General features: G+C 58.7%; 25 protein-coding genes. 10 read left to right on the top strand and 15 right to left on the bottom strand.

Annotated features, from left to right (window positions below; genetic code table 11):
• Positions 1 to 4 precede the first annotated feature (4 nt).
• Positions 5 to 685, top strand: a complete 681-nt coding sequence (locus tag ACP15F_RS02295; RefSeq protein ID WP_424939234.1) for a nitroreductase family protein — start codon at positions 5 to 7, stop codon at positions 683 to 685.
• On the top strand, positions 682 to 1,119 hold the full coding sequence (gene dtd, locus ACP15F_RS02290) for a D-aminoacyl-tRNA deacylase (protein ID WP_424939233.1): 438 nt from the start codon (positions 682 to 684) through the stop codon (positions 1,117 to 1,119). Before ACP15F_RS02295 ends, dtd begins: the two co-directional genes overlap by 4 nt.
• A 12-nt stretch (positions 1,120 to 1,131) precedes the next feature.
• Here dtd and ACP15F_RS02285 read toward each other — a convergent pair whose 3' ends face one another.
• The 8 genes from ACP15F_RS02285 to ACP15F_RS02250 all read right to left on the bottom strand — a co-directional run bounded on the left by ACP15F_RS02285 (position 1,132) and on the right by ACP15F_RS02250 (position 11,293).
• Positions 1,132 to 2,064 (bottom strand): 2-hydroxyacid dehydrogenase, encoded by a 933-nt coding sequence (locus ACP15F_RS02285; protein WP_424939232.1) that lies wholly within the window; start codon positions 2,062 to 2,064, stop codon positions 1,132 to 1,134.
• Positions 2,064 to 3,209, bottom strand: coding sequence for a rod shape-determining protein RodA (gene rodA / locus ACP15F_RS02280; protein WP_424939231.1), 1,146 nt, complete (start codon positions 3,207 to 3,209; stop codon positions 2,064 to 2,066). Before rodA ends, ACP15F_RS02285 begins: the two co-directional genes overlap by 1 nt.
• Positions 3,206 to 5,161 carry a penicillin-binding protein 2 gene (gene mrdA, locus ACP15F_RS02275; protein WP_424939230.1) on the bottom strand — a complete coding sequence of 652 codons (1,956 nt, stop codon included), beginning with the start codon at positions 5,159 to 5,161 and terminating at the stop codon, positions 3,206 to 3,208. Before mrdA ends, rodA begins: the two co-directional genes overlap by 4 nt.
• Entirely contained in the window at positions 5,158 to 5,697 is a 540-nt protein-coding gene (locus ACP15F_RS02270) for a rod shape-determining protein MreD (protein ID WP_424939229.1), read from the bottom strand. Before ACP15F_RS02270 ends, mrdA begins: the two co-directional genes overlap by 4 nt.
• Positions 5,694 to 6,638: a rod shape-determining protein MreC gene (gene mreC / locus ACP15F_RS02265; RefSeq protein WP_424939228.1), complete on the bottom strand. Its 945-nt coding sequence runs from the start codon at positions 6,636 to 6,638 to the stop codon at positions 5,694 to 5,696. The genes ACP15F_RS02270 and mreC overlap by 4 nt, the downstream gene beginning before the upstream one ends.
• Before the next feature lie 51 nt (positions 6,639 to 6,689).
• Positions 6,690 to 7,727, bottom strand: a complete 1,038-nt coding sequence (locus tag ACP15F_RS02260) for a rod shape-determining protein (RefSeq protein WP_424939227.1) — start codon at positions 7,725 to 7,727, stop codon at positions 6,690 to 6,692.
• A gap of 252 nt (positions 7,728 to 7,979) precedes the next feature.
• Positions 7,980 to 9,518, bottom strand: coding sequence for a 2-isopropylmalate synthase (locus ACP15F_RS02255; RefSeq protein ID WP_424939226.1), 1,539 nt, complete (start codon positions 9,516 to 9,518; stop codon positions 7,980 to 7,982).
• A 260-nt stretch (positions 9,519 to 9,778) separates the two neighbouring features.
• Entirely contained in the window at positions 9,779 to 11,293 is a 1,515-nt protein-coding gene (locus tag ACP15F_RS02250) for a 2-isopropylmalate synthase (protein WP_424939225.1), read from the bottom strand.
• Between the two features lie 207 nt (positions 11,294 to 11,500).
• Here ACP15F_RS02250 and ACP15F_RS02245 point away from each other — a divergent pair, with 207 nt between their 5' ends.
• Positions 11,501 to 13,162: an NAD+ synthase gene (locus ACP15F_RS02245; RefSeq protein ID WP_424939224.1), complete on the top strand. Its 1,662-nt coding sequence runs from the start codon at positions 11,501 to 11,503 to the stop codon at positions 13,160 to 13,162.
• 18 nt (positions 13,163 to 13,180) lie between these two features.
• Here the strand turns inward: ACP15F_RS02245 and ACP15F_RS02240 are convergent, their stop codons facing one another.
• The gene (locus ACP15F_RS02240) at positions 13,181 to 14,116 is read right to left on the bottom strand and encodes an MBL fold metallo-hydrolase (RefSeq protein ID WP_424939223.1); all 936 of its coding nucleotides are present in this window, start codon (positions 14,114 to 14,116) and stop codon (positions 13,181 to 13,183) included.
• 106 nt (positions 14,117 to 14,222) lie between these two features.
• Here ACP15F_RS02240 and ACP15F_RS02235 point away from each other — a divergent pair, with 106 nt between their 5' ends.
• Positions 14,223 to 14,651, top strand: coding sequence for a DUF1801 domain-containing protein (locus ACP15F_RS02235; protein WP_424939222.1), 429 nt, complete (start codon positions 14,223 to 14,225; stop codon positions 14,649 to 14,651).
• Positions 14,652 to 14,658: 7 nt separating this feature from the next.
• Here ACP15F_RS02235 and ACP15F_RS02230 read toward each other — a convergent pair whose 3' ends face one another.
• The gene (locus ACP15F_RS02230) at positions 14,659 to 15,054 is read right to left on the bottom strand and encodes a metallopeptidase family protein (protein WP_424939221.1); all 396 of its coding nucleotides are present in this window, start codon (positions 15,052 to 15,054) and stop codon (positions 14,659 to 14,661) included.
• 61 nt (positions 15,055 to 15,115) lie between these two features.
• Here ACP15F_RS02230 and gltX point away from each other — a divergent pair, with 61 nt between their 5' ends.
• The 3 genes from gltX to ACP15F_RS02215 all read left to right on the top strand — a co-directional run bounded on the left by gltX (position 15,116) and on the right by ACP15F_RS02215 (position 18,631).
• Positions 15,116 to 16,441 carry a glutamate--tRNA ligase gene (gene gltX / locus ACP15F_RS02225; RefSeq protein ID WP_424939220.1) on the top strand — a complete coding sequence of 442 codons (1,326 nt, stop codon included), beginning with the start codon at positions 15,116 to 15,118 and terminating at the stop codon, positions 16,439 to 16,441.
• A gap of 34 nt (positions 16,442 to 16,475) precedes the next feature.
• Complete coding sequence (locus ACP15F_RS02220) at positions 16,476 to 17,126, top strand: DUF4386 family protein (RefSeq protein ID WP_424939219.1); 651 nt, start codon at positions 16,476 to 16,478, stop codon at positions 17,124 to 17,126.
• A 104-nt stretch (positions 17,127 to 17,230) separates the two neighbouring features.
• Complete coding sequence (locus ACP15F_RS02215) at positions 17,231 to 18,631, top strand: MATE family efflux transporter (RefSeq protein WP_424939218.1); 1,401 nt, start codon at positions 17,231 to 17,233, stop codon at positions 18,629 to 18,631.
• Here ACP15F_RS02215 and ACP15F_RS02210 read toward each other — a convergent pair.
• Positions 18,560 to 19,168: a gamma-glutamylcyclotransferase family protein gene (locus ACP15F_RS02210; protein ID WP_424939217.1), complete on the bottom strand. Its 609-nt coding sequence runs from the start codon at positions 19,166 to 19,168 to the stop codon at positions 18,560 to 18,562. The genes ACP15F_RS02215 and ACP15F_RS02210 overlap by 72 nt on opposite strands.
• A 107-nt stretch (positions 19,169 to 19,275) precedes the next feature.
• On the opposite strand from ACP15F_RS02210, the gene gcvH reads away from it, so the two are divergent.
• The gene (gcvH, locus tag ACP15F_RS02205; protein WP_424939216.1) at positions 19,276 to 19,635 is read left to right on the top strand and encodes a glycine cleavage system protein GcvH; all 360 of its coding nucleotides are present in this window, start codon (positions 19,276 to 19,278) and stop codon (positions 19,633 to 19,635) included.
• A 59-nt stretch (positions 19,636 to 19,694) separates the two neighbouring features.
• Here gcvH and ACP15F_RS02200 read toward each other — a convergent pair whose 3' ends face one another.
• From ACP15F_RS02200 to ctlX, 3 genes are read right to left on the bottom strand one after another with little or no spacing between them, the layout of a single operon-like run.
• Positions 19,695 to 20,744 (bottom strand): ornithine cyclodeaminase, encoded by a 1,050-nt coding sequence (locus tag ACP15F_RS02200; RefSeq protein ID WP_424939215.1) that lies wholly within the window; start codon positions 20,742 to 20,744, stop codon positions 19,695 to 19,697.
• An 11-nt stretch (positions 20,745 to 20,755) separates the two neighbouring features.
• Positions 20,756 to 21,685, bottom strand: a complete 930-nt coding sequence (gene rocF, locus ACP15F_RS02195; RefSeq protein ID WP_424939214.1) for an arginase — start codon at positions 21,683 to 21,685, stop codon at positions 20,756 to 20,758.
• Complete coding sequence (ctlX, locus tag ACP15F_RS02190; protein WP_424939213.1) at positions 21,682 to 22,638, bottom strand: citrulline utilization hydrolase CtlX; 957 nt, start codon at positions 22,636 to 22,638, stop codon at positions 21,682 to 21,684. Before ctlX ends, rocF begins: the two co-directional genes overlap by 4 nt.
• Positions 22,639 to 22,766: 128 nt before the next feature.
• On the opposite strand from ctlX, the gene ACP15F_RS02185 reads away from it, so the two are divergent.
• Both ACP15F_RS02185 and trxC read left to right on the top strand, forming a co-directional pair.
• Positions 22,767 to 23,192, top strand: a complete 426-nt coding sequence (locus ACP15F_RS02185; RefSeq protein WP_424939212.1) for an Lrp/AsnC family transcriptional regulator — start codon at positions 22,767 to 22,769, stop codon at positions 23,190 to 23,192.
• A gap of 60 nt (positions 23,193 to 23,252) precedes the next feature.
• Positions 23,253 to 23,693, top strand: a complete 441-nt coding sequence (trxC, locus tag ACP15F_RS02180; protein ID WP_424939211.1) for a thioredoxin TrxC — start codon at positions 23,253 to 23,255, stop codon at positions 23,691 to 23,693.
• A 5-nt stretch (positions 23,694 to 23,698) separates the two neighbouring features.
• On the opposite strand, the gene ACP15F_RS02175 is transcribed toward trxC, so the two are convergent.
• Positions 23,699 to 24,994 (bottom strand): GDSL-type esterase/lipase family protein, encoded by a 1,296-nt coding sequence (locus ACP15F_RS02175; RefSeq protein ID WP_424939210.1) that lies wholly within the window; start codon positions 24,992 to 24,994, stop codon positions 23,699 to 23,701.
• Positions 24,995 to 25,012: the final 18 nt, after the last annotated feature.

Genomic DNA, 25,012 nt, shown 5'->3' with positions numbered 1-25,012 from the left:
ACCCATGGATCCCGATCACTTTGACGCGCTTCTGTGCGCCCGCCATTCCTGCCGCGCTTTCCGCCCCGATCCGATCCCCGATCCGGTGATCGAACAGATCCTGCGATCAGCACAGAAGGTGCCAAGCTGGTGTAATGCTCAGCCATGGCAGGTCGAGATCACAACCGCTCCGGAAACCGACCGGCTGCGCGACGCCTTCTATGCCCATGCGATGCAGTCACAACAGAACCCCGACGTGGACTGGCCCAGTGCCTACACCGGGTTGCACCAAAACCGCCGCAAGACCTGTGGCCTGCAGCTTTACAAAAGCGTGGGCGTCACGCCCGGGGATCGCGCAGCATCCGGTCAGCAGATGTTGGAGAACTTCCGTTTTTTCGGCGCACCACATATCGCTCTGATCACCGCCCCAGCCGAGCTTGGCCCCTATGCCTATCTGGATTGCGGAGGCTTCGTGACCGGGTTTTGTCTGGCCGCCACCGCACAGGGCGTGGCCACGATCCCGCAAGCAGCAGTGGCCGCCTTCGCGCCCTTCCTGCGCGACTGGTTTGATTTGCCCGAAGATCGCGTGATCCTCTGCGGCATCGCCTTTGGGCGAAGCGACGAAGCCCACCCCGCCAACAGTTTCCGCACCGAACGGGCAGAAATGGGCGAATGGGTAAACTGGCATGGAAAGGACATCACATGAGAGCTTTGATCCAGCGCGTCAGCGAAGCCGCCGTCCGTGTGGATGGCGAAACCGTTGGTGAAATCGGCCCCGGCCTTTTGGTTCTGGTTTGCGCGATGGACGGGGACGCCGAGGCGAATGCTGACACGTTGGCGGCCAAGATCTCGAAGCTGCGGATCTTCAAGGATGACGCGGACAAGATGAACCGATCCGTGCTGGACACAGGCGGCGCGGTTCTGGTGGTCAGCCAGTTCACATTGGCCGCAGACACCTCGCGCGGGAACCGTCCGGGATTTTCAACGGCGGCCCGTCCAGACGAAGGCGAGCGACTGTACGAGTATTTCTCGGACCAACTGCGCGGTCACGGGATCGAGGTCGCACAGGGCCGCTTTGGTGCCGACATGAAAGTATCGCTTGTGAATGACGGCCCCATCACAATCTGGATGGAGTTCTAAGGCCGACAGGGTTTAGTAGCCCGCTTTTTTGTCCACCAGATGCAAATAGGGCTCTTTCGCTTCGCCACGGCGGATGTTTTCAGCAATGACCTTCGCCGCCGTGTCAGGACGTGTATCCGAGGCGATATGCGGCGTGACTGTGACTTTCGGGTGGGCCCAGAAAGGATCGTCATCTGGCAAGGGTTCGACGCGGAACACATCCAATGTCGCATGCGCAATATGGCCGCGATCCAACGCATCCAAAAGCGCCGCATCATCAATCAACGGCCCACGTCCCGGATTGATGATCACTGCCCCCTCGGGCAGCATCGCGATCCGCTCGGCGTTCAGGACGTTCTCGGTCGCTTTTGTGGCAGGCAACAGCAGGACCAGAATGTCCGAATTATGCAGCACCTGTTCCAACCCGTCATCGCCATGAAGACAGGTTACACCGTCAATGGATTTTGCGCCTCGGCTCCAACCCGACACCGGGAAGTTCAGATCGGTCAGTGCTTTAGCGGCGACCTGCCCCAACTCTCCCAATCCCAGAATGCCGACACGGCGGTCGCGCGCCAAGGGCGGCGCAAGACGGCCCCACGCAGGGTCGGTGTTGTGAATGTCCTGATCCATTTCCAGATGGTGGCGCAGAACGTGACCAACGACCCACTCGGTCATGCCTTCGCTTAGCCCCTGATCCACCATGCGCGCATAGGGTTGGGTCAGGGTCGGATTATAGACGATCCGTTCCACACCAGCCCAAAGGCCCAGCACCGCCTTGGCGCGCGTGAAGGGGGTGAAGTCCTGAAGCGCGCTGTTTGGGTCATAGATGATATAGTCGACCTGATCGGCGGGCAGATCGCAAGACAGGGTGGCCTCGATATCGATGTCATCAAGCGCCTTGCTGATCTCGTGCTGATAGACATCCCAGCGTTTGGGATTGCCTGCATACAGGACATTGATGCTCATCACTTTTGTCTCGCTCTATGTACATGTGCGCTTTGGACCAAACCGAAGCCTACCAGCAAAACCAGCATGGCAGATCCGCCATAGCTGACCATTGGCAACGGCACCCCGACAACCGGGGCAAGGCCCATCACCATGGACATGTTCACGGCAAAGAACAAGAAAAAGGTGACGGCAATTCCGAGGATCAAAAGCGAGCTGAAACGGTCCCTATTTTGGAAGGCCGAGATCGCGCAAAACGCAAGGATCAGAACGTAAAGCGTCAACAGCGACGCGCCTCCAAGAAAGCCGAATTCTTCCGCCAGAGTGGTGAAGATGAAGTCGGTGTGTTTCTCCGGCAGGAAGTTCAGACGCGACTGCGTGCCCTGCATGAAGCCCCGGCCGGTCCAACCGCCTGACCCCAGCGCGATCTTTGACTGGGTGATGTGATATCCAGCCCCTAAAGGATCCGAAGACGGGTCAAGGAAGGTGTCGATCCTGCGGTACTGATAGTCCTTCAACAGCTGCCATTCCGTGCCCCGCGACATGAAGACTGATGTAACCAGCCCCACACCCGAGGCGATAACCGCCCCAAAATACCACAGGCTGACGCCCGCCAAAAACATGATCACACCGCCCCCTGTGACCAGCAGGATCGAGGTGCCGAGATCTGGCTGCCGCAGCACCAGAATGGTCGGCAAAAGGATCAGGATCACCGGGATAAGCACCCAAAGCGGACGCGATACTTTCTTGATATCAAGCCAGTCATAGTAAGCCGCCAGCATCATTACCAAGGTGATCTTCATCAGCTCGGACGGTTGCAGACGCATAAAGCCAAGGTCGATCCAGCGCTGCGCGCCCATACCGACCGAACCGATCACCTCGACCAAAACCAGCAAGACCAGCGAAAGCAGATACCCCACCCCCGCCATATTCCGCCAGAACCAGATGGGCACCATGGCGATGATGAACATCAGCCCCATGCCCAGCGCAAAACGCTTCATTTGCGCCATGGCCCACGGGTCCATACTTCCACCAGCAACCGAAAACAGCATCAGGAAACCAACGCTGGCAACGGCGGTCAACAGCAGCACGAGGGACCAGTTCAGATAAAGAACCTTGCGCAGCCCGGACGGCACGTATTTGACGTTATATTCAAGATAGCTCATGCCCGACCCTCGGCGGCCTTCACCCGCTCGTCATGTGGCATTTCCAACATCTCTTCGATGTCGCGTTGGCGAGAGCGGATGGTACCGCGCTGGTTCGAGGGGTACGCCTCGAGCGGGGGTTGCCCCTTATAAGCTGCCTGCAACATCACATCGCGCGCAATCGGGGCCGCGGCCTTGGACCCGCCACCGCCATGTTCGACCACGACCGAAACAGCATAGCGCGGGTTATCATGCGGCGCATAGCCGACAAACAGCGCGTGGTCGCGCCGTTCCCACGGCAGGTCTTCATTGCGGCTAACCCCGCGCGCGCGTTCAGCGGCAGTGATGTTGCGAACCTGACTTGTGCCGGTTTTGCCCGCCATGCGCAGGTCGTCGCCCACGATCTTGGATCGCCCAGCCGTTCCGCGCTTTGCGTTCACAACCTCGTACATGCCCTGACGAATTGCGGCCAAGTTACTCGAACTGATATCCAAGGGTCCGTCATTACGCACTGGTGCCTCGACCCCGTTGACTGAACGTACAAGCCTCGGATGAATCGCCTGCCCTGTCGCGAGCCGCGCGGTCATCACTGCCAGCTGCAGGGGCGAGGCCAGCACGAAACCCTGTCCAATGCCTGCGTTCAGACTGTCGCCGATCACCCAATCGGCCCCGCGCGCTTCGCGTTTCCAAGCTTTGGTGGGGATCAGACCCTGTTTGACAGCGGACAGGGGTAAATCATGGCGTTCACCCAGTCCTAACTTGCGCGCCATCGCCGAGATCTTTTCGATCCCGACTCGTTGGGCGATCTCGTAATAATAGATGTCACAGCTTTCACGCAGGCTTTTCGCCAGATCAACAGCCCCGTGCCCTGATCGCTTCCAACAGTGGAAATTGCGCGAATGAACCTCGACCCGGCCGACACAGCGTATGGTCTCGTTCAAATCGATGACACCTTCCTCAAGTGCGGCCAAGGCCGTAACCATCTTAAAGGTCGATCCGGGTGGATAGGTGCCCTGAGCCGGCTTTGCAGCTAGCGGGCGGTATATGTCGTTCAGAAGCGAGTTGTAGTCCTTGCTGGAAATTCCGCGCACGAACTTGTTGGGGTCGAAGGTCGGAGCCGACCCGATGGCCAGCAAATCACCCGTAACTGTGTCCATCACAACCGCTGCTGCGCTTTCGCCGGCCAGACGCGCTTGCACATATGCCTGCAGATCGGCATCCACGGTCAACTGGATGTTGTCACCGGCACGGCCTTCCTCGCGGCCCAGTTCGCGCATCTCTCGACCGACGGCATTTACTTCGACTTCGCGCGTCCCCGCCGAGCCGCGCAGGTCTAGCTCCATCTTCGCTTCCACCCCGCTTTTGCCGATCTGAAAGCGCGGGATCTGCAGAAGGGGATCAGGGTCTTCCAACTTGGACAGATCATAGTCCGAAACCGGTCCCACATAGCCGATCACATGCGCGAAATCATCAGCGCGCGGATAGCTGCGCGACATGCCGACCTCGGCCGTGATGCCGGGCAAAGCAGGTGCGTTCACAGCGACTTCAGCAAGATCTTCCCACGCGACACGATCGGCAACGGTTACGGGCACAAAGGGACTGCGGCGGCGCATTTCATCCAAAGTGCGTTTCACATCCGCATCGTCAATCCAGACGATCTTTCGAAGACGCTCCAACACCGCTTCCGGGTCGTCCGCATCCTCGCGCACCATTACGATGCGATAGTTCTGTTCGTTTCCTGCAATCAGCACCCCGTTGCGGTCATAAATCAGCCCACGCGCGGGCGGGATCAATGAAAACTTCACTCGGTTTTCTTCAGCGAGGTTGCGATATTCATCGGCCTGTTCGACCTGCATGTACCGCATCCGTCCCACAAGCATCGCCGCGAACGAAACCTGAAGCCCGCCCAAAAGCAAACCTCGTCGGGTAATCTTGCGGGCGCTTGCCTCGGTATCTGAGGGGGAACGCTTCATGCCGCCTGACTCCGCACAGGATCATCACCCGGCTGAAGTTTCTCGACGCCCAACACGAAGACCGAGATGAAAACCACCACCGGATAGGCGGCGACAGTGGTCATAAACTGCAAAAGCGCCCGACCAAAGGGGATCTGTTCGACAAAGAAGACCATGAGCAGGATCCGTTCGCCCAAAAGCATCGCCAACAACACTGCGGAAACGGCGCCCCACTCGATCACAAAGTGCTGTTCGCGCAATCCTGCCTCGCGTCGTCTGAGAACCTCAAGCCCGATAACCGCCATCAGGGCGCCGACGGCGGGTATGTCTTGGTATAGAAGATCGGTAAGGAAAATCAGGATGGCGACTAACAAGATTGGCACATAGTCCGGGCGGCGCAGCATCCACGCCATCACAAAGCCTATAAAGATGTCAGGGCCGGGAAAGCGGCCCGCACTCAGATCCAATGGCAGAAGCTTCACAAACAATAGCCCTGCCGAGATTGCGACCAGAAGTCCCCAGAAAGCCCAACGAAGAAGCGTGACGCGATCGGTCATTCGTCTGCGTCCCCGTTTGCGGCGGTTGGGTCTTCTTCTTCGCCAACCTCTTCTGCCTCGACCAACACCGGTGGCACTGCCGGGGTCGAAACGATCAGGCTGCCCTCGCCTTCGACCATTTCGCCCGGGTGGCTGCGCAGCACACGCAGAAACTCAAGCCGCTCGTAATCCGCAGCCAAGCGCACCCGCAGGCGGCGGTCGCTTCCCATCGCCACATGGCCTACCAAAAGTCCCGCCGGGAACACGCCCCCGTCGCCAGACGACACGACACGGTCGCCGGGTCGGACTTTTTCCGGACTTTCCAAGAACTCGATCGGTGGGGCGGCGGAGTTGTCACCAACCAACAGCGCATCCTGCCCGGATGGCTGCACCATGATCGGAATGCGGCTGTTGCTATCGGTCAGCAGGATCACGCGGCTGGTGCGCTTCCCCACGCCCGCGATACGCCCTGCCAGCCCCAAACCATCTGTCGCGGCCCATCCATCAACCAACCCATCACGGGTGCCAATGTTCAGAAGCACCGACTGACGGAAAGGAGAGCCGCTGTCTGCCAGCACAACACCGGTCACATAGCTTAGCTGTGCATCCAACCGCACGTTATTCAGGTTCAGAAGTTGCGCGTTTTCTTGTTCTAACTGGAGTGCGGCTTCTTTCCACGCCTTCATCTGCTGAAGCTCGCGGCGCAATTCTTGGTTCTGCTCGTAAATCCGTGTGTAGGACTGGAAATTCTCGACCATACCGACCAGCTTGGTCACCGGCACCAAGGCCCAGTCGAAGCTGGGCACCACTGTATCAATCAGGTTTGATCGGAAACGTTCCACCCGCGGACTGTCGATCCGCCAGACCAGAAACACCAGAAACAAGCACAGCATAAGCAGGCCGACAAACAACCTGCGCAGCGGACGGCCATATTCCTCGGTCTGGTTCGGTTTGCGTGCCAATCTGGCCTCCGGTTACCCGACGGGCGCGCCCCACCGGCGGGGCAGACCCGATCAGCTGTCGTAGTCGATGACGTGGCGCAGTTGCTTTTCGAACTCCAGCGCCTTGCCGGTGCCCAGTGCCACACAATTCAGGCTTTCATCTGCAACCGAGATGGACAAGCCGGTCTGCTCGCGCAGGGCTAGGTCCAGCTCGCCCAACAGCGCACCGCCACCGGTCAGCATAACGCCGCGATCCACGATGTCAGCCGCCAGATCGGGCGGGGTGGCTTCCAGCGCGGTCATCACGGCTTCGCAAATCTGCTGCACCGGTTCGGCCAGTGCCTCGGCAACCTGCGCCTGATTAATTTCGGTTTCTTTCGGGACACCGTTCAGCAGGTCACGCCCACGGATCTGAAGCGATGTGCCGCGACCGTCATCGGGCATACGTGCGGTACCGATGGTGGTCTTGATACGCTCTGCGGTGGTTTCTCCCACCAAAAGGTTCTGCTGACGGCGCAGATAGTTGATGATCGAGTCGTCCATCCGGTCGCCGCCCACACGGACCGAGCGCGCATAAACGATATCACCCAGCGACAGAACTGCGACCTCGGTCGTCCCGCCACCAATATCAACAACCATGTTACCGGTTGGATCGGTGATTGGCATGCCTGCCCCGATGGCGGCAGCGATGGGTTCAGCCACCAGACCGGCACGACGTGCGCCTGCCGACAGAACCGACTGGCGAATGGCGCGCTTTTCAACTGGGGTTGCACCGTGCGGTACGCAAACGATGATTTTCGGTTTCGAGAACGTCGTGCGTTTGTGCACCTTGCGGATGAAGTGTTTGATCATCTCTTCCGCGCTGTCGAAGTCAGCAATGACGCCTTCGCGCATCGGTCGGATCGCCTCGATCGAGCCGGGTGTGCGGCCCAGCATCAGCTTGGCATCTTCACCCACGGCGAGAACTTTCTTCACACCATCTTTCACGTGATAAGCGACCACCGAGGGCTCGTTCAGAATGACGCCCTTGCCCTTCACATAGACCAGCGTATTCGCGGTCCCAAGGTCAATCGCCATATCCGACGAAAACAAACTCGAAAGCCCTGCCATTTGGATGCCTATCCCGTTCAAATGCCCTTCTTGCCCGCGACTCCCCTAAGGTGCAGACCGGTGGATATATAAGCGTCCAAGCCCTGCGGTGAAAGCCCTAATGCAAACGGGCAAGCGGCTTATCGCCAAGAACATGTGAAAATCAAACAATAGATGAAAGATCGCCCGCCCATGGCACGCAAGACTTTCATTTTTCGAACAAAACCTTTGTTATGCGGGCAAAATTAAATTTGCCCGCATAGTGTTTTCTGATCAGACGCCCTCGGGCTTGGTCTTTTCGCGCCGGGTGATCAGGTTGTTCAAAGCGTTCACGTAAGCCCGGACTGAAGCCAGGATTGTGTCCGTGTGCGAGGACTGGCCAGTCACGATCTTGCCGTTCTCTTCCATCCGCACCGATACCGTCGCCTGCGCGTCGGTCCCTTCGGTCACGGCATGTACCTGATACAGCTGCAAACGCGCGTCATGCGGGAAGATCATCTTCACGCAGTTGAACGCCGCGTCAACCGGACCATCACCTTCCGAGGTCACTTTGTGCTCGACCCCGTTCACGGTCATGGTCAGATCGGCGGTGTTCTTTTCCTCGCCGCCCGCGACCACGCGCAGGGATTTCACCTGCAACTGGTCATTGGCGTCATCGGTGCCGTCGGTCATCAGGGCGACCAGATCGTCGTCGAACACCTCTTTCTTGGTGTCGGCCAAGTCCTTGAAGCGCACGAAGACGTCCTTCAACTGGTTGTCACCCACATCAAAGCCCAGATCATTCAGCTTGGCCTTCAACGCCGCGCGGCCCGAGTGCTTACCCAATGGCAGCGAGGTACCGGCCAGACCGATGTCTTCGGGGCGCATGATTTCGAAGTTTTCCGGGTTCTTCAGCATGCCATCCTGGTGAATACCGCTTTCATGGGCGAAAGCGTTCTTGCCGACGATGGCCTTGTTGTACTGCACCGCAAAACCCGACACCTGCGCCACGCGGCGCGAGATGTTCATGATCTTCGTCGTGTCGATCTGGGTTTGGTAGGGCATGATATCGTTGCGCACTTTCAGGGCCATGACGACCTCTTCCAGTGCGGTGTTGCCCGCACGTTCGCCCAGTCCGTTGATCGTACATTCAATCTGCCGTGCGCCCGCTTCAACCGCAGCCAGGGCGTTGGCAGTCGCCATGCCCAGATCGTTGTGACAATGGGTGGCGAAGACAATCTCGTCCGCACCCGGCACACGTTCAATCAGCATGCGGATCAGGTCGGCACTTTCACGCGGCGCGGTATAGCCCACCGTATCGGGAATATTGATCGTGGTCGCACCCGCCTTGATCGCAATCTCGATGACGCGACACAGATAGTCGTGCTCGGTCCGGGTCGCATCCATTGGCGACCACTGCACATCATCCACCAGATTGCGCGCATGGCTGACAGTCTCGTGGATCAGGTCGGCCATCTCGTCCTTGGTCAGGTCAGGAATAGCGCGGTGCAGGGGCGAGGTACCGATAAAGGTGTGAATGCGCGGCTTTGCGGCCTTGCGCACCGCTTCGGCGCAGCGGTCAATGTCCTTGAAATTGGCACGGCTCAGGCCGCAAATCACCGAGTTCTTGGAGTTCTCTGCAATCTCCGAAACAGCCGCGAAGTCGCCTTCGGACGCAATCGGGAAGCCCGCTTCAATGATGTCCACACCCATCTCGTCCAGCATCTCGGCGATCTCGAGCTTTTCGTCATGGGTCATGGTTGCGCCGGGGCTTTGTTCACCGTCACGCAAAGTGGTGTCGAAAATCAACACGTGATCCGAGGGATTGGTCATTGTCTTGGTCTCTTTAGATATAAGTTCTTAGCCTATGTGGCCCACTTGGGTAGGGCCGGTTCGTGGCGCGGCTGGCGTGTCCCCTGAGCGGTCGCGCCAAAACGGCACGCTCAGAGGCGGCTAAGCAGTAGCAGAAGGCCCAGTGCGGGGCGGTAAATGATATGGGTCTGCGTCGTCATGGGCGCAAATATACGTCGGATTTTGCCAAGTTAAAGCCCTTTTTTCAGGAAACCACCGGAACAGGCCCATCCTTCAGGATGTTATTCGCTATCAGCTTGGTCGTCTGTCGGGGCGTTATCTGCTCCTGCGGTCGAGGCCGCACCAGCAGCCTCTGCCGCAGCCGCGGCAGCATCGCTGTCCACTGCTGGCGCCGGGGCCGTTTCAACGGCGTCCGCAAGCACACCCTCTTCCCAGACACCCTCTTCCTGACTGCCGTCCGCGCGATAGACCACGCCCTGACCATGACGTTTGCCGTCTTTGAAGCTACCTTCATAACGATCTCCGCCGGGGTAGATCGCAATGCCTGCCCCTTCGAACAAGCCCGAGCGCCAAGCACCATCATAGTTGAACCCGTCAGCGGTCACGAACTTGCCGCGACCTTCGCGTTTGCCGCCGACAAACTCGCCCTCATAAATCGAGCCATCCGCCAGCTTCGACACGCCTTGGCCGTGGAACATCCCGGACTGCCATCCACCGGAATAACTGGCACCATCTGACGTGACCAATGCGCCTTCTCCGTCGAATAGCGCTTCTTTGAAATCACCCTCATAGCGTGCGCCGTCGGCCAGCAGGGCAATGCCCTTACCTTCGATCACGCCGCCCTTCCAGTCGCCTTCAAAACTGCTGCCGTCAGGATAGGTGATCATACCCTTGCCATCAGCCAGTCCAGCTTTGAACTGGCCCTTATAGACAGAGCCGTCGGGATAGGTCACACCGCCTTCGCCTTCGATTACGCCGGCGACCCAGCCGCCTTCGTAGCGATACCCATCCGCTCCGACAAAGACACCTATGCCGTGCCGCTGATCTGCGTCAAAGCCGCCTTCGTAACGGTCCCCATTGGCGTAGTTGACCGTTCCAGCCCCTTGCCGGGATCCGGCTTGAAACTGACCGGAATAAACATCGCCATTGGCTTGCGTCAGCACACCCTCACCGTCCATCTGACCCTGCGCCCAATTGCCTTCATACATCATGCCGTCCGGCTGGGTTAGCTTGCCTGCGCCGTCGCGCTCTCCGCCGCGCATGCCACCTTCGTAAACGGATCCGTCAGAATAGGTGGACCTGCCCCGGCCTTCTTTCACGCCAGCAACCCAATCGCCTTCATAGACATAGCCGGACGGGCTTTGCAGCCGTCCTTGCCCGTGGTGCATCGCGTTGCGAAAGCCGCCTTCGTATTGAATGCCATTGGCATAAAGCGCCTGCCCCGAGCCGTTGATCTTGCCATCCACCCAGTCGCCTTCGAAACTAGCGCCGTCTGCAAAGGTGATCTTGCCGAATCCTTCGGGCTTACCCTTCACAAAGTTACCTTCATAAACGGACCCGTTCGGGAAACGCGCGACGCCTTGACCGACGATCTCGCCGTCAATGAATTCGCCCGTGTATTCATAACCCGACGGAAGGGTCAGCGTACCCATGCCGTGCTGCAATCCGCCCTTGAACGTCCCCTCGTAAACCGAGCCGTCCTCGTACTGTTTGGTTTCGACCTGCGCCACCGCCACCGAAGGCAGCAAAAGCGTTAGGGCGACCAACCCGCGAAATCCGTACAGGGGGCGTTGCATCTCGAAACCTCGTTTAAATTCTTTGACTTGTTATTGGACGGCCGAAGCGCGTTCGCGCCCAGACTATGCTGTCCAAAAAGCCGAGACAACGCTTTTCCCGTACACCCTAGCGATCCAGCCCCTTTATCCTGCGGGCAAACCTGCTACATCTGTGCCGAACCATCCCCGGCCAGACCAATAGAAGGACCGGGCAGAAGGACAAGCGCGATGAGTGACAATTTCCGCCTGACACTGGCACAACTGAACCCAACCGTAGGCGCAATTGCAGCCAATTCTGACAAGGCACGCGAAGCCTGGAAAACGGCGAAAGAGGCCGGCAGCGACATGCTGGCCCTGCCCGAGGCATTCGTGACCGGATACCAGACGCAGGATCTGGTGATGCGCCCGCAGTTCTTCCGCGACGCGATGAACGCGGTCGAGGCACTGGCCAAAGACTGCGCGGACGGCCCCGCGATGGGCATCGGCGCGCCGTATCATGACGGCAAGGATCTGTACAACGCGTACTACATCCTGCAAGGCGGCAAGATCGCCACGCGGATCCTGAAACAGCGTCTGCCCAATGAGACCGTCTTTGACGAGGAACGTCATTTCACGTCGGCCGACCCGCAAGGCCCATATTCAATGGGACCGATCCGCATCGGCACCCCGATTTGCGAAGATGCGTGGCATGCGGAAGATGTCTGCGAAACGCTGGCCGAAAGCGGCGCTGAATTTCTGCTGATCCCCAACGGCTCGCCCTATTACCGCAATAAGTTCGACGTGCGCCTGAACCATATGGTGGGCCGTGTGGTCGAAACCGGCCTGCCGTTGGTCTATCTGAACATGGTCGGCGGACAGGATGATCAGGTTTTTGACGGCGCCACGTTTGCCCTGAACCCGGGCGGAGAGTTGGCATTCCGCATGTCCAATTTTGATGAAGAGATCCGCCACGTGGATCTGACCCGCTCTGACGATGGTTGGCGGATCGAAAGCGGCCCCATCGCTTCCCTTGGCGATGAGTGGGAACAGGACTACCGCGCAATGGTTGAAAGCCTGCGCGACTATATGGGCAAGACCGGGTTCAAACAGGTGCTGCTGGGTCTGTCTGGCGGGATCGACAGCGCGATTGTTGCGACCATCGCCGCCGACGCGCTTGGCCCAGAAAACGTGCGTTGCGTCATGCTGCCGTCGGAATACACGTCGCAAGGCTCGCTCGACGACGCCAAGGACATCGCGACCCGTTTGGGCTGCACCTATGATTTCGTGCCGATCAAGGAAGGCCGCGACGCGATCACCAATACACTCGCCCCGTTCTTCGAAGGCACCCAGCCCGACGTGACCGAGGAAAATATCCAGTCCCGCCTGCGCGGGCTGCTGTTGATGGCCCTGTCCAACAAGACCGGCGCGATGCTTTTGACCACCGGCAATAAATCCGAGGTCGCGGTGGGCTATGCCACGATCTATGGCGACATGTCGGGGGGCTATAACCCGATCAAAGACCTGTATAAAACGCGCGTTTTCGAACAATGCCGCTGGCGCAACTCCAATCACCGAGACTGGATGAAAGGCCCGGAAGGCGAGGTCATCCCCGTCTCGATCATCGACAAGCCGCCATCCGCCGAGCTGCGCCCGGATCAGAAGGACGAAGACAGCCTGCCGCCCTATGACGTGCTGGATGCGATCCTTGAAGGATTGATCGATGACGAGAAATCCGTGGCCGATCTGGTTGCGGAAGGCTTTGACAAGGCAACGGTCAAGAAGATCGAGCATCTGGTCTTCATCAGCGAATACAAACGCTTCCAGTCTGCGCCCGGCACCCGCCTGACCAAGCGCAGCTTCTGGCTGGATAGGCGTTATCCGATCGTGAACCGCTGGCGGGACGGCACCTAAGCCACCCCGCCTGCGTGTTTATCCCATCAACAGCTGATAGCTGTGCGGCACGTATTGGAAGCCTTGATCACGGGCCTCAACATATCCCAGCGCCGGGAACGGCATGTGATAGCCGATGAAGGGCATCTTCTCGGCGGCCAGCATGCCCAGCAGAGATCTGCGTGTGGCAGCGGCGGCTGATTTGTCCATATCGAACTTCACCTCCCAATCGGGATAGCCCAGCGACCAGACATAGTGGTTGGCGAAATCCGCCGCGATCAATAGCGACTGCCCGTCGCTGTCCAAGCGATAAGCCATGTGGCCGGGCGTATGGCCAAAGGCTTCGACCGCCTCGATCCCTGACAGGACTGCGTCGCCGGGGTTCAGCATCGTCGTTTGTTCAGCCAACGGTGCCACTTTGGCATCGAACCGTTCATTTCCGGCAGCCGCCCAGTGATCGAACTCGACCGCGCCGGTCACATAGCGTGCGTTCGGGAAGGTTGCGCCCGCATCGCCCGACAGCCCACCAATGTGATCGCCATGCATATGGGTGATGACGACAACATCGACATCATCGGGAGTGTATCCGGCTGCGGTCACTGCCGCGGTGATCCCTTCGGGATTCAAGCCAGTATCAAACAGAACCAGATCGACCCCGGTGTTCACCAAGGTGGGCGTGAAGAAAAACTGGGCCGCATCCGTCGGGATATTGGCGCCCGCACTTGCAGTGGCGAACTCGTCTGCGCCGACATTCATGCCGAAAATGGTCTGAGGGTCCGGCACCGTGCGCGCACCTGCCAGCAAGGTTGTCACCTCGAACGACCCCAGCTTGAACCGACGCGCATCAATGGTTTGCGCGCCCAACTGCGGAGCCATGGCGCGGGCTGGCGCTGCAGCCAAAGCAACCAGAGGCGACGCGGCCCCCATGGCCAGCAAGTGACGCCGTGAAATGCGAGGGATGGGAAAATCTGTCATGTCATTCTCCAATTTGTTGGATTTTGTTAATGCGACAGGGTGAACTATACTCGGATATCATCCTGAATTGATGCGCGTCACGTCATCGTGAAAAGATCGGCAAGACATGGCCCAGAACAAAACAACACCAACCGACCTAACTGCTGAAAATTTCATCGCGTCGGTCGAACCTGCGTCAAAACAAGAAGACGCTAAGGTACTTGATCAACTGTTCCAAAGCGTGACCGGATACAAAGCGGTCATGTGGGGGCCATCGATCATCGGATATGGCCAGTATCACTATGACTATGACAGCGGGCGGCAGGGCGATTTTCTGGCCACCGGTTTCTCACCCCGCAAGGCGCGCCACTCGATCTATATCATGCCGGGATATGCCGATTACGGCGATATCCTTGCACGCCTTGGAAAACACAAGATGGGCAAGTCCTGCCTGTATGTGAACAAATTGGCTGATATTGATCTGGATGTCCTCGCCGAGCTGATCCGCGCGGGGCTTGCAGACCTCGACAAGAAATGGCCCGTCCAGCCGACCTGAACGACGACTATTCCCACCAGCGGTCAATCGCGGCGATATCCTCGTCCGACCAACCAAAGTGATGTGCGAATTCGTGTACGACGATATGGGTTACCAGCTCGGCCATGGTCACGTTCCCGCGCGCCGCCCACTCATCCAAAATGGGCCGCCGGAACAGCCAGATTGCGTCCATCGCCAAAGGCTGATCGCTTGGCATCTTTTCGGTCATAGGCACACCGACATACAGCCCGGTCAGCGTATAGGGATCGGCAATTTCGTGATCGGCCAATATGCTGGCATCCGGGATCTCGGCCACATGGATACCGACATCCAGGGCGGGCTCGGCAAACGGGTCAGGCAGATGGGCACGCGCCTCAAGCGCAAGTTGCTCGATCTGCGCCAAACTGGGGGCAGACGTTTCCATAGTGAATATTATGGACAAAGACGGGCCAATATGAAAGAGGGACCGCCAAGGAGATCAACCCATGACCACCACCCGTTTCGCCCCTTCGCCCACCGGCTATATCCATGTGGGCAACCTGCGCACCGCGCTGTTCAACTATCTGATCGCTGCCAAATCGGGTGGCCAGTTCATCCTGCGCTTGGATGACACAGACCCAGAACGCTCGAAGCAGGAATATGCAGACGCGATCATGGAAGATCTGGAATGGCTGGGCCTGACATGGGACCGTGTGGAAAAGCAGTCGGATCGTTTGGACCGCTATGAAGCTGCCGCGCAAGAGCTGCGTGACATGGGCCGCTTCTATGAGTGTTTCGAGACCCCGACCGAGCTGGACCTGAAGCGCAAGAAGCAACTGAACATGGGCAAACCGCCGGTCTATGACCGCTCGGCGCTGGCGCTGTCAGATGACGAGAAGGCCAAGCTGCGTGACGAACGCGGTCAGGGCCACTGGCGTTTCAAACTGGATCACGAACGGATCAACTGGACCGACGGCATTCTGGGCGACATTTCGATCGACGCGGCATCCGTGTCTGATCCAGTGCTGATCCGTGGTGACGGGCAGTTCCTCTATACGCTGGCGTCGGTCTGCGATGACATCGATTTTGGCATCACAAACGTTGTGCGTGGCTCGGATCACGTAACCAACACCGGTACGCAAATTCAGATCATCGAAGCATTGGGTGGCACTGTCCCCAGCTTTGCACACCACTCGCTTCTGACCGGCCCGCAGGGCGAGGCTCTGTCCAAGCGTCTGGGTACGCTGGCCATCCGCGACCTGCGCGAACAGGGCGTGCAGCCGATGGCGCTGCTCAGCCTGCTGGCGCGTTTGGGATCGTCGCAACCGGTCGAGCTGCGCAGCTCTCTGGACGAGATCATCGAAGGCTTCGATCTGTCGACCTTCGGCTCGGCCCCGACCAAGTTCGATGTCCAAGACCTGTTCCCGCTGACCGCCCGTTATCTCTCGGCCCTGCCCGTTGAAGCTGTTTCCGCAAAGTTGGACGAAATTGGCGTGCCCGGTGAAATGGCCGAGGCCTTCTGGTCCGTCGCCCGCGAAAACATCACCACGTTGGGTGATCTCGAAGGTTGGTGGGTGCTGTGCCGCGACGGCGCTGAACCGATGATCGACGACGAGGACAAGGACTTCATCGCCGAAGCCATGACTCTTCTGCCCGACGCACCCTATGACGGCGACAGCTGGTCCAACTGGACTTCTGCCGTGAAAGAGGCAACCGGTCGCAAAGGCAAGGGCCTGTTCATGCCACTGCGCAAAGCCGTCACCGGCATGGAGCGCGGCCCGGACATGTCGTCGCTGATGCCTCTGTTACAAGTGATCCGCGCAAAAGGCTAACCTCACCTCAGGTTGCAAGCCAGGGGAACTAAACATGTCCGGATATCGCACCGCAGGCGCTTTAGGTGGGCTTATTTGCGCGGCTACATACCTTTTCGGTATCGCGATCATGGTCGCGGTGCTAGAGCCAGCTGGCTTTGGCGCACAGACCCCGACGCCTGAAGAGCTGCTTTCGTTTTTGAACGCCCAGCAGCTTACATTATCGGTCTGGTATCTGGTCATCTACGTGGTGAACGCTGTGGCACTGGCCGCTCTGGTCATCGCCCTGCGCGCGCTGTTGCACCCTCACACGCCGGTCCTGTCAGACCTGTCGCTTGGCTTTGGCTTGATCTGGGCCGCTTTGGTCATGGGTGCAGGCATGATCGCGAATGTTGGCTTGACCGAGGTCCTGTCTCACACGGGATCCCCCGAACAGGCCGCCCAGCTTTGGCACATGGTCACGACGATCGAGAACGGCCTTGGCGGAGGGAACGAAATTGCGGGATCCATCTGGGTCATTACAGTCGGCCTTGCGGCATGGAATTCCGGTATTCTACCACGATTTCTAAACGCATTTGGTTTTGTAATCGGTGGGTGTGGGTTGTTGACCATCATGCCGCCGCTCGAAGCTTTTGGTATGATCTTCGGGTTGGGCTTTATCGTGTGGTTTGCTTGGGCAGGCGTCGTCCTGATACGCAAAGCTTGACCGCACTTAGCCAATTTGCGCACAGACCCTGTGCACATCCGCCACTGGCGCTACCACGTGTTCTGCGTCATGCTGACCTGTAGCGAACAGGTAAGGTGACAATCATGGCCGAGGCACAGGCGAAGTTTCTCGAAGGCAGTCTGCTTAGGCATATCACGGTAATGTCGATGACATCGTCGGTCGGGCTGATGGCGATCTTTCTGGTCGATCTGGTCGACATGATCTTCATCTCGATGCTGGGCCGGGACGAATTAGCCGCAGCAGTCGGATATGCTGGTGCGCTTTTGTTTTTCACCTCGTCCTTCGGGATCGGGATGTCTATCGCGGCGGGTGCGCTGGTGGCACGCGCCTTGGGCGAAGGCGAGCCGCACACCGCGCGTCGCCGGGCCGCCACGGCGCTGTTCTACGGCATGATCATCGGGGCAATCTTCGCCGCCGTCGTCTGGTATTTCACCCCCAATCTGGTCGCGTTTCTGGGCGCGTCCGGAGACACACTTGCCCTAGCCACATCGTATTTGCGGATCATCTTGCCCAGTCTTCCGATCTTGATTGCTGGTATGGTAGGCGGCGCGATCCTACGTGCACACGGAGACGCACGTCGCGCCATGATGGCCACCATTGGTGCGGGCGTTGTGAATGCGATCCTCGACCCCATCCTGATCTTCGGGTTCAATCTGGACCTGACCGGCGCGGCTCTGGCCTCGGTTGCGGCGCGTCTGACCGTGGCGGTCATGTCGATCTATCCGATCTTCAAATACTATGGCGGCTTGGATCGCCCCACGCGGGCCGAGTTTAGCGTGGATTTTCCCGCCATCGCCACCATCGCCCTGCCCGCCATTCTGACCCAGTTCGCAACCCCCGTGGGGCAGGCCTATGTCACGCGCTCGATGGCTGAATTCGGGGAAGACGCTGTGGCAGGCATGGCCATCATCGGGCGTCTGGTTCCCGTCGCCTTCGGGACAATCTTTGCCTTGTCGGGGGCCATCGGACCAATAGTCGGGCAGAATTTCGGGGCTGGAAAGATGGATCGCGTGCGCGGGTCCATCCGGGACGGGCTGCTGTTCGTCTTGGTGGTGACACTTGTGGTCACAGCGCTTCTGTATCTGGCACGCGGCCCCATCGCGGATCTGTTCAACGCCGAAGGCTTAAGCCGCGAACTGGTCTTCCTGTTCTGCGGCCCGCTTGCGCTGGCGTGGTATTTCAACGGGGTGATTTTCGTCACCAATGCCAGCTTCAACAACCTTGGCCACCCGTTCTATTCCACTTGGGTGAACTGGGGGCGCCAGACGCTTGGCACCATCCCTCTGGTGATGATCGGAGCTGCCTATTGGGGTGCCCCCGGGGTGTTGATCGGTCAAGCCATCGGCGGCGTAGCTTTTGCGGGGATTGCCATGATCCTGTCCGTCCGCGTTCTGAACAAGGCCGAAGCTGGTCTATGCCCCAGCACCGCGCATCCGTACCAACGACAAACCCGTCTCATCTCGCTCTTTCACAACCGCCGATAAGCGCGACAGGCCTTCGTCCACCAGCGCAATCTCTTCCGCACTCAGCACCTGTGCACGTGGATAGATTGGATCTGCGCGGTCGTTCAGGATCGGGGCATTCCAGCCCTCGGTCGTCTCAAAAAAATGGGTGACACCGTCCAGTCCGAACTCGCGGAAATAGCCCTGCACAACCACATCCAGATAACTAAGCAAAACCGGGTTGTCGTCCGTCGGCGCGTGATGCTCGCCGGGTGCAATCGCATAGATTGCCACGTCCAGATCCCCACCCTCATGGCGGATTTCTGGTCCCAAAGCCACGCGCGCATAGGCGCGCTCGCGTTCATCCAAAGCTGCCCAATCCGCGCCGGGGACTGACGCGATCAGCCCTTCGATATAATCCGAACTGTCCGGCACCGCTGTCAGATAACACAACGCCCGGAGCGGAGACCGCCGCCACGCCCGATGCCACCCCGTTACCCGCGCTGCACGCGGGTTGTCATAGCTGTGTGTCTGCCGGTTCACCAAGGAACCATAGCCAAAGAAATGCGGGTCATTCACTGGTGTGTTCATAACGCGAAGACTGCACCCGCATGCGGTGGGATACAAGCTCTTGCCGCCGCGCGCGGGCGGCGATACGGTCAGATCAAACCAGCAGGAGACACCGAATGTATTACACCGAAGAACACGAATGGCTGCGCGAAGAAGATGGCGTCTACGTTGTGGGCATCACCGCCCATGCGGCCGAGCAGTTGGGCGACGTGGTTTTTCTGGAACTGCCCGAGGCTGGCGACACTGTCTCGAAAGATGACGAAATCGTTGTGATCGAAAGCGTGAAAGCGGCGTCCGACATCCTGAGCCCGCTAGATGGCGAAATCGCCGAAGTGAACGAGACCATGGTGGACGAACCGGGCAAGGTCAACGACGACCCCGAAGGTGACGCGTGGCTGTTCAAGATCAAAGCATCCGACACCAGCCCGCTGGACGACTACATGGATGAAGTGGCCTATAAGAAATTCATCGCCTGATCGCTTCGCATTGAACAGGAAGGGGCGCGAACCAGACTGGTGTGCGCCCCTTTTTTGTGTCAGTCTTTCGACCGTTCCAGCATTCCGAACAGGTCCCGCGGATCATCAGGGTCCGCAAGCATATCCAGCCGGGTAAAATAAGCCGTGCCCTCGATCGCGTTCGAGATATAGCGGAGTGCCGAGAAATCCTCGATCGCGAAACCGACGCTGTCAAACAGCGTGATCTGTTTGTCAGACGTCCGCCCGTTTGCCTGACCGGTAATGACCTTCCACATCTCAGTAATCGGGTGCCCTTGGTCCAACTGCTGGATCTCGCCCTCGATCCACGTCTGTTCGGGGTATTCCACGAAGATGTCGGAACGTAAAAGGATGTCGCGGTGCAGCTCGGTCTTGCCGGGGCAGTCGCCACCGATGGCGTTGATATGCACGCCCTCGCCGATCATGTTGTCGGTCAGGATCGTGGCATATTGCTTGTCGGCGGTGCAGGTGGTGATGATCTGCGCGCCCTCCATGCTTTCCTCGCCGGTCTTGCAGGACACGACATTCAGCCCATGCCCCGACAAGTTCCGCGCGGCCTTTTCGGTCGCCGCCGGGTCGATGTCGTAGAGCCGCACAGTTTCGATCCCACAAATCGCCTTGAACGCCAGACACTGAAATTCTGACTGCGCACCATTGCCGATCATGGCCATGGTGGTCGATCCCTTCGGCGCCAGTTGCTTGGCGACCATGGCGCTGGTCGCTGCAGTCCGCAGCGCGGTCAGCACGGTCATTTCCGACAGAAGTTTTGGATAACCCGAGTTCACATCTGCCAGTAGCCCAAACGCCGTCACGGTTTGCAGCCCTTCCTTGGTGTTTTTCGGATGGCCGTTTACATATTTGAAGCCGTACATCTCGCCGTCCGAGGTCGGCATCAGCTCGATCACACCCACATCCGAGTGGCTGGCAACGCGCGGCGTCTTGTCGAAAAGCTCCCACCGTTTGAAGTCGGCTTCAATCTCGTCCGCCAGATCGCGCAGCACGGTTTCGATGCCGATATGGTGAACCAGGCCCATCATGTGTTCGACCGACACGAAGGGGACGTAGGCAAGTTCAGAAGGAAGAGGCGGCATGGGGGCGCTCCTTAATAGCTGGTTGTGAAACGGTCGAGGACACGGCGGCCAAACAGGCTTGCCGTCAGATCGACCATCAGACGCGCGGTGCGGCCACGTTCGTCAAGGAATGGGTTCAGTTCGACCAGATCAAGTGAGGTTACTAGGCCGGTGTCATGCAACATCTCCATGATCAGATGCGCCTCGCGGAAAGTCGCGCCACCGGGGACGGTGGTGCCAACAGCGGGGGCAATGTCGGGTTCGATGAAGTCGACGTCGAGGCTCACGTGAAGCAGCCCATTCGACTGTGCCACTTCATCCAAAAACGGGCGAAGAATGCGTGCCACGCCATGTTCATCAATTGCGCGCATGTCATGGGCCTGCACACCCGAGCTTTGCAGAAGGTCCCGCTCCTCGCGATCCACTGACCGCAACCCAATCATGCACAGCTTTGTCGGATCCAGCTTCGCGGGCAGCGGCTTGCCCAGCAGATCCGGGAACCCGTCCAGCCCGCAGGCAAACGCCATCGGCATCCCGTGGATATTCCCACTGGGAGAGCTTGCTGGCGTGTTGAAATCCGAATGCGCATCCAGCCACAAAACGTATTGTGGGCGGCCCATGTCAGCCGCCGCCGCCACGTGCCCCGTTACGGTTCCCAGCGCCAGCGCGTGGTCGCCGCCCATGTAGATCGGCAGCGCGTCACCTTGCGCCTGCTCATACGCGTGGGCGTGCAGGCTGCGGGTCCAACCGGCCACTTCGGGTAGGAATTTCAGGTGGGTGTATTCGGTTTCAATCGCGCCTGTCTCTTCGCGCTGTACATCACCCAGATCGGTGACATCATGGCCCAGCGCCGCCAGTTCTTCAGCCAGCCCAGCCGTGCGATAAGCCGCCGGCCCCATGATGCAACCACGACGCCCGGCGCCTTCCTCCATCGGGACGCCAAGAAGGTGAATATTGGTCATGCGGCTTCTCCTAGTGATTTGGCTTCGGGACGCGGGCTCAGGTGGATCCCCGCAATCGTGCAACGCACCGATCCCCCGGCCATTTCAAGAGTCGGAGTATTCAGTGGCAGGACCTTCAGATGGGCTTCGATCCGCCACTTCTGCTCTGGCTCAAGTGCGGCCAGCGCGCGCGCGGACATGGCCAGAACGCGGCCCTCTTTGCCCTGCAACTCGATGGCATTCCCCGCGAATTCGGCGATTTGCTTTTGCGACAGAGCAATCACATCGCGTCCACCGCGCGCCAGACGTTCGCGCACCTCTTCCCGGCGTTGTGCGTCAAGAATGGTGTCCAAGCCGATTAACGCAACCTCGGTCCCGATGCACATCAAAACATTGGTGTGATAGATCGGCAGCCCGTCTGCATCATGGGCGTCAAACACCATCGGCTCATAGTTGAAATGGGTGCAGAAACGTTCCAACAGAACTTCACTGGTGCGCTTGGACCGCGCCGCATAGGCTACACGTTCCACATGGTCCAACACCATCGCGCCGGTGCCTTCCAGGAACAGGCCGTCCTGCTCGAGCCCCGAATAGTCGATGATGTCTTGCACGCGAAAGCGCGTCTTGAGCATTTCCAGAACGTCCTGCCGACGCTCAATCCGACGATTTTTAGAGTACATCGGATAGACGGCCACATGACCGCCGGGATGGGTCGAGAACCAGTTGTTCGGGAACACCGCATCCGGGCGATCCTCGCGCAGGTCTTCGAACAGGTTCACCTCGATCCCTTCGCCACGCAAGGTGTCCACCATGTCAGTGACTTCATCATGCGCGCGTTTGGCAAGGTCTTGCGACGACGCGCCAAAGGCTGACGTTTGAAACCCGTTATCCTGCGCAGTTTCCGTATTTGGCAGGAAATGATGCGGGCGGATCATGATGACGGCGCTCGGGGCCTGAAGAGATGTATGAGGCATGGTCGGCTTTGTTCGCGGTGGGTGTTGTTAACAGCTTAACAAGCCCAACATTTCACAATATATTTCACTATTGATCACTACCTCCTAATATTTTTGACAATCTGATAATCAATATTTATCATTTTGCTATGCATATCTTTGACGACCTAGACCGCGAACTGATCTCCATCCTTCGGGAAGATGGGCGGGCGCCGATCTCGAAACTGGCGACAATCCTTGGCGTGTCCCGCGCCACGGTGCAATCCCGGCTGGACCGTCTTCAAGACAGCGGCGCAGTGCTTGGGTTTACCATCCGTGCCCGCGAAGATCATGGGCCAGACGGGGTGCACGCCATCATGATGATCGAGGTTTCGGGTCGGTCGACCACCGCTGTGGTCAAGCGCCTGCGAGGTTTGCCGCAGCTGCGGTCCCTTCACTCGACAAATGGTAAATGGGATCTGGTGGCGCAGTTGACGGCCGACAGCCTGACCGATTTCGACCGCGTTTTGCGCGAGGTACGCGTGGTCGAAGGGATCACCAACAGTGAAACCAGTATTCTTCTAAGCACCGTCTGATCTTGACGCGCGCACACGCAGATCACATATGCGAACCACAGAATATGAATGAGGCCCGAGATGTCCAACGCTCTGAAAATGACTTGCCTGGAATGCGGCGCGGTGAACCGCGTCCCGAAGGATAAGATTTCGGCGGGACCAAAATGCGGCACCTGCGGGACTAAGCTGAATGACGGCAAAGTACGTCAGTTGGATCCGGCCACTCTGTCCAAAGCGCAACGTAATGATGACACGCCGCTTTTGGTTGATTTCTGGGCACCGTGGTGTGGGCCCTGTCGAATGATGGCTCCCGCCTTCGAACAGGCTGCGCGCTCGATTGCGCCGCAAGCTCGCTTTGCCAAGATCAACACGGAAGACCACCCCAATGTCTCACGCAAGTTCGGCATTCGTGGCATTCCAGCGCTGATCCTGTTTCAAGGCGGCAAGGAAATCGCCCGTCAGGCCGGCGCCGTCCCTGCCCCCGCAATCGAGCAGTTCGTGCGCTCCAAAGCGCGGATGTAGAGGGCTTACTTGCCTAGGTGCTGCAACACTGCTTCGGCGGCCAGACGTGCCCCTTCGGCATTGAAATGCGCATCCGCCGCATAAACAGACCTGGGCGATTTCTGCGCTTCAATCAGCGGCACCAGATCGACAAAATCCAAACCGGCCTGATCCGCGGCATCCCGCACACGAATGCGCAATTCGTCATAGACCGACGCACTGGGCAACAGCCCCACGAAGCGATCAACCTGCGGGACATAGACCAGTGTCAGCGTCCCGCCCCACTGATCCACGGTCGACCGCGCAGCATGTAGGATCTGCGGATATACCGGTTTATCCACGGTGGCCTTTGGATAGTGCAGGCCCATCACCAAGGCCGATTGCTGAAGCGCAAAGAAATTGCGACGCCACGACCTGCGGCCCAGAAACCCTTCAAGCGTTTGGCGCTGTTCGCCCCACCATGTCATCAGCAATTGGTTGATCGCCTCCGGGCTGTTCACCGCGCTGGCCACCGGCCCCACCGGTTTCGAAGGGTCCAGTGCATCGGTCAAGAACGGAAAGGTCAGCTCTTTTCTGATATTCTGCCAGTCATTGCCTTCGAAGAAGAAGATGACCGAATGCTCGGGGCGCAGCTTGTCACCCCATCTGCGCAACACGGCCAGTTCGTAAAGAGGCCCAGCCCCGCGTGATCCAGTGTTCACCATTGCCGGCTCTTCGGCGCGGATTTGGCTGGCAATGTCCTCGCCTTCGGGCAGGCAAATGCCTTCGGTGAAGGAATCACCCAGCAACAACAGTTTCACCGGAGCGTCATGCACCTCGTCTGGGTTTCTTAACCCGTAGCGATCCGCGACATAGCTCACTGGCTTCCCGCCCCGCGTGCACAGCAGCACCTCTTCCCCCGGCACCGCACCCATAATCATCTCGGCCAGACTGGGCACTTTCAAATCACGGTTCAGCGCCTTCAGTGTATAGGTCGGCGGCACGCTCCGCTGATAGCGTTCATACGAGGCGTCCTTGTCCTGCATGAAGCCCGCCAGCCCAATCGAGCCCTGAATGGATCGCCAAGTCAGGAAGGCCTCAAATGCAAAGAGCCCGATCAGGGATGCAAAGGCGTAGATCCCGATCAAAAGCCTTCTGTCGCTTTTTACGAACAGCGCAACCAGCAGAAAGATCAGCCCAATCGCGCCCGGCACAATCACATAGCGCATAAGCCGCGCCGTCCCCACCGCATAGTCCGAGGCGTTCAGAAGCGCATAGCCCGCCGTGGCCAAAAAATACCCGGCCATGATCAGACACAGAATCGATCCAATTCGTGAAATCATACCAATTCACCTTTTCCT

It is taken from the genome of Aliiroseovarius sp. S253 (genome assembly GCF_049800855.1).
In the GTDB taxonomy this organism is placed as follows: Bacteria; Pseudomonadota; Alphaproteobacteria; order Rhodobacterales; family Rhodobacteraceae; genus Aliiroseovarius.
The sequence above is the reverse complement of the archived record's forward strand: the minus strand, read 5'-3'. Positions and strand labels throughout refer to the sequence as shown.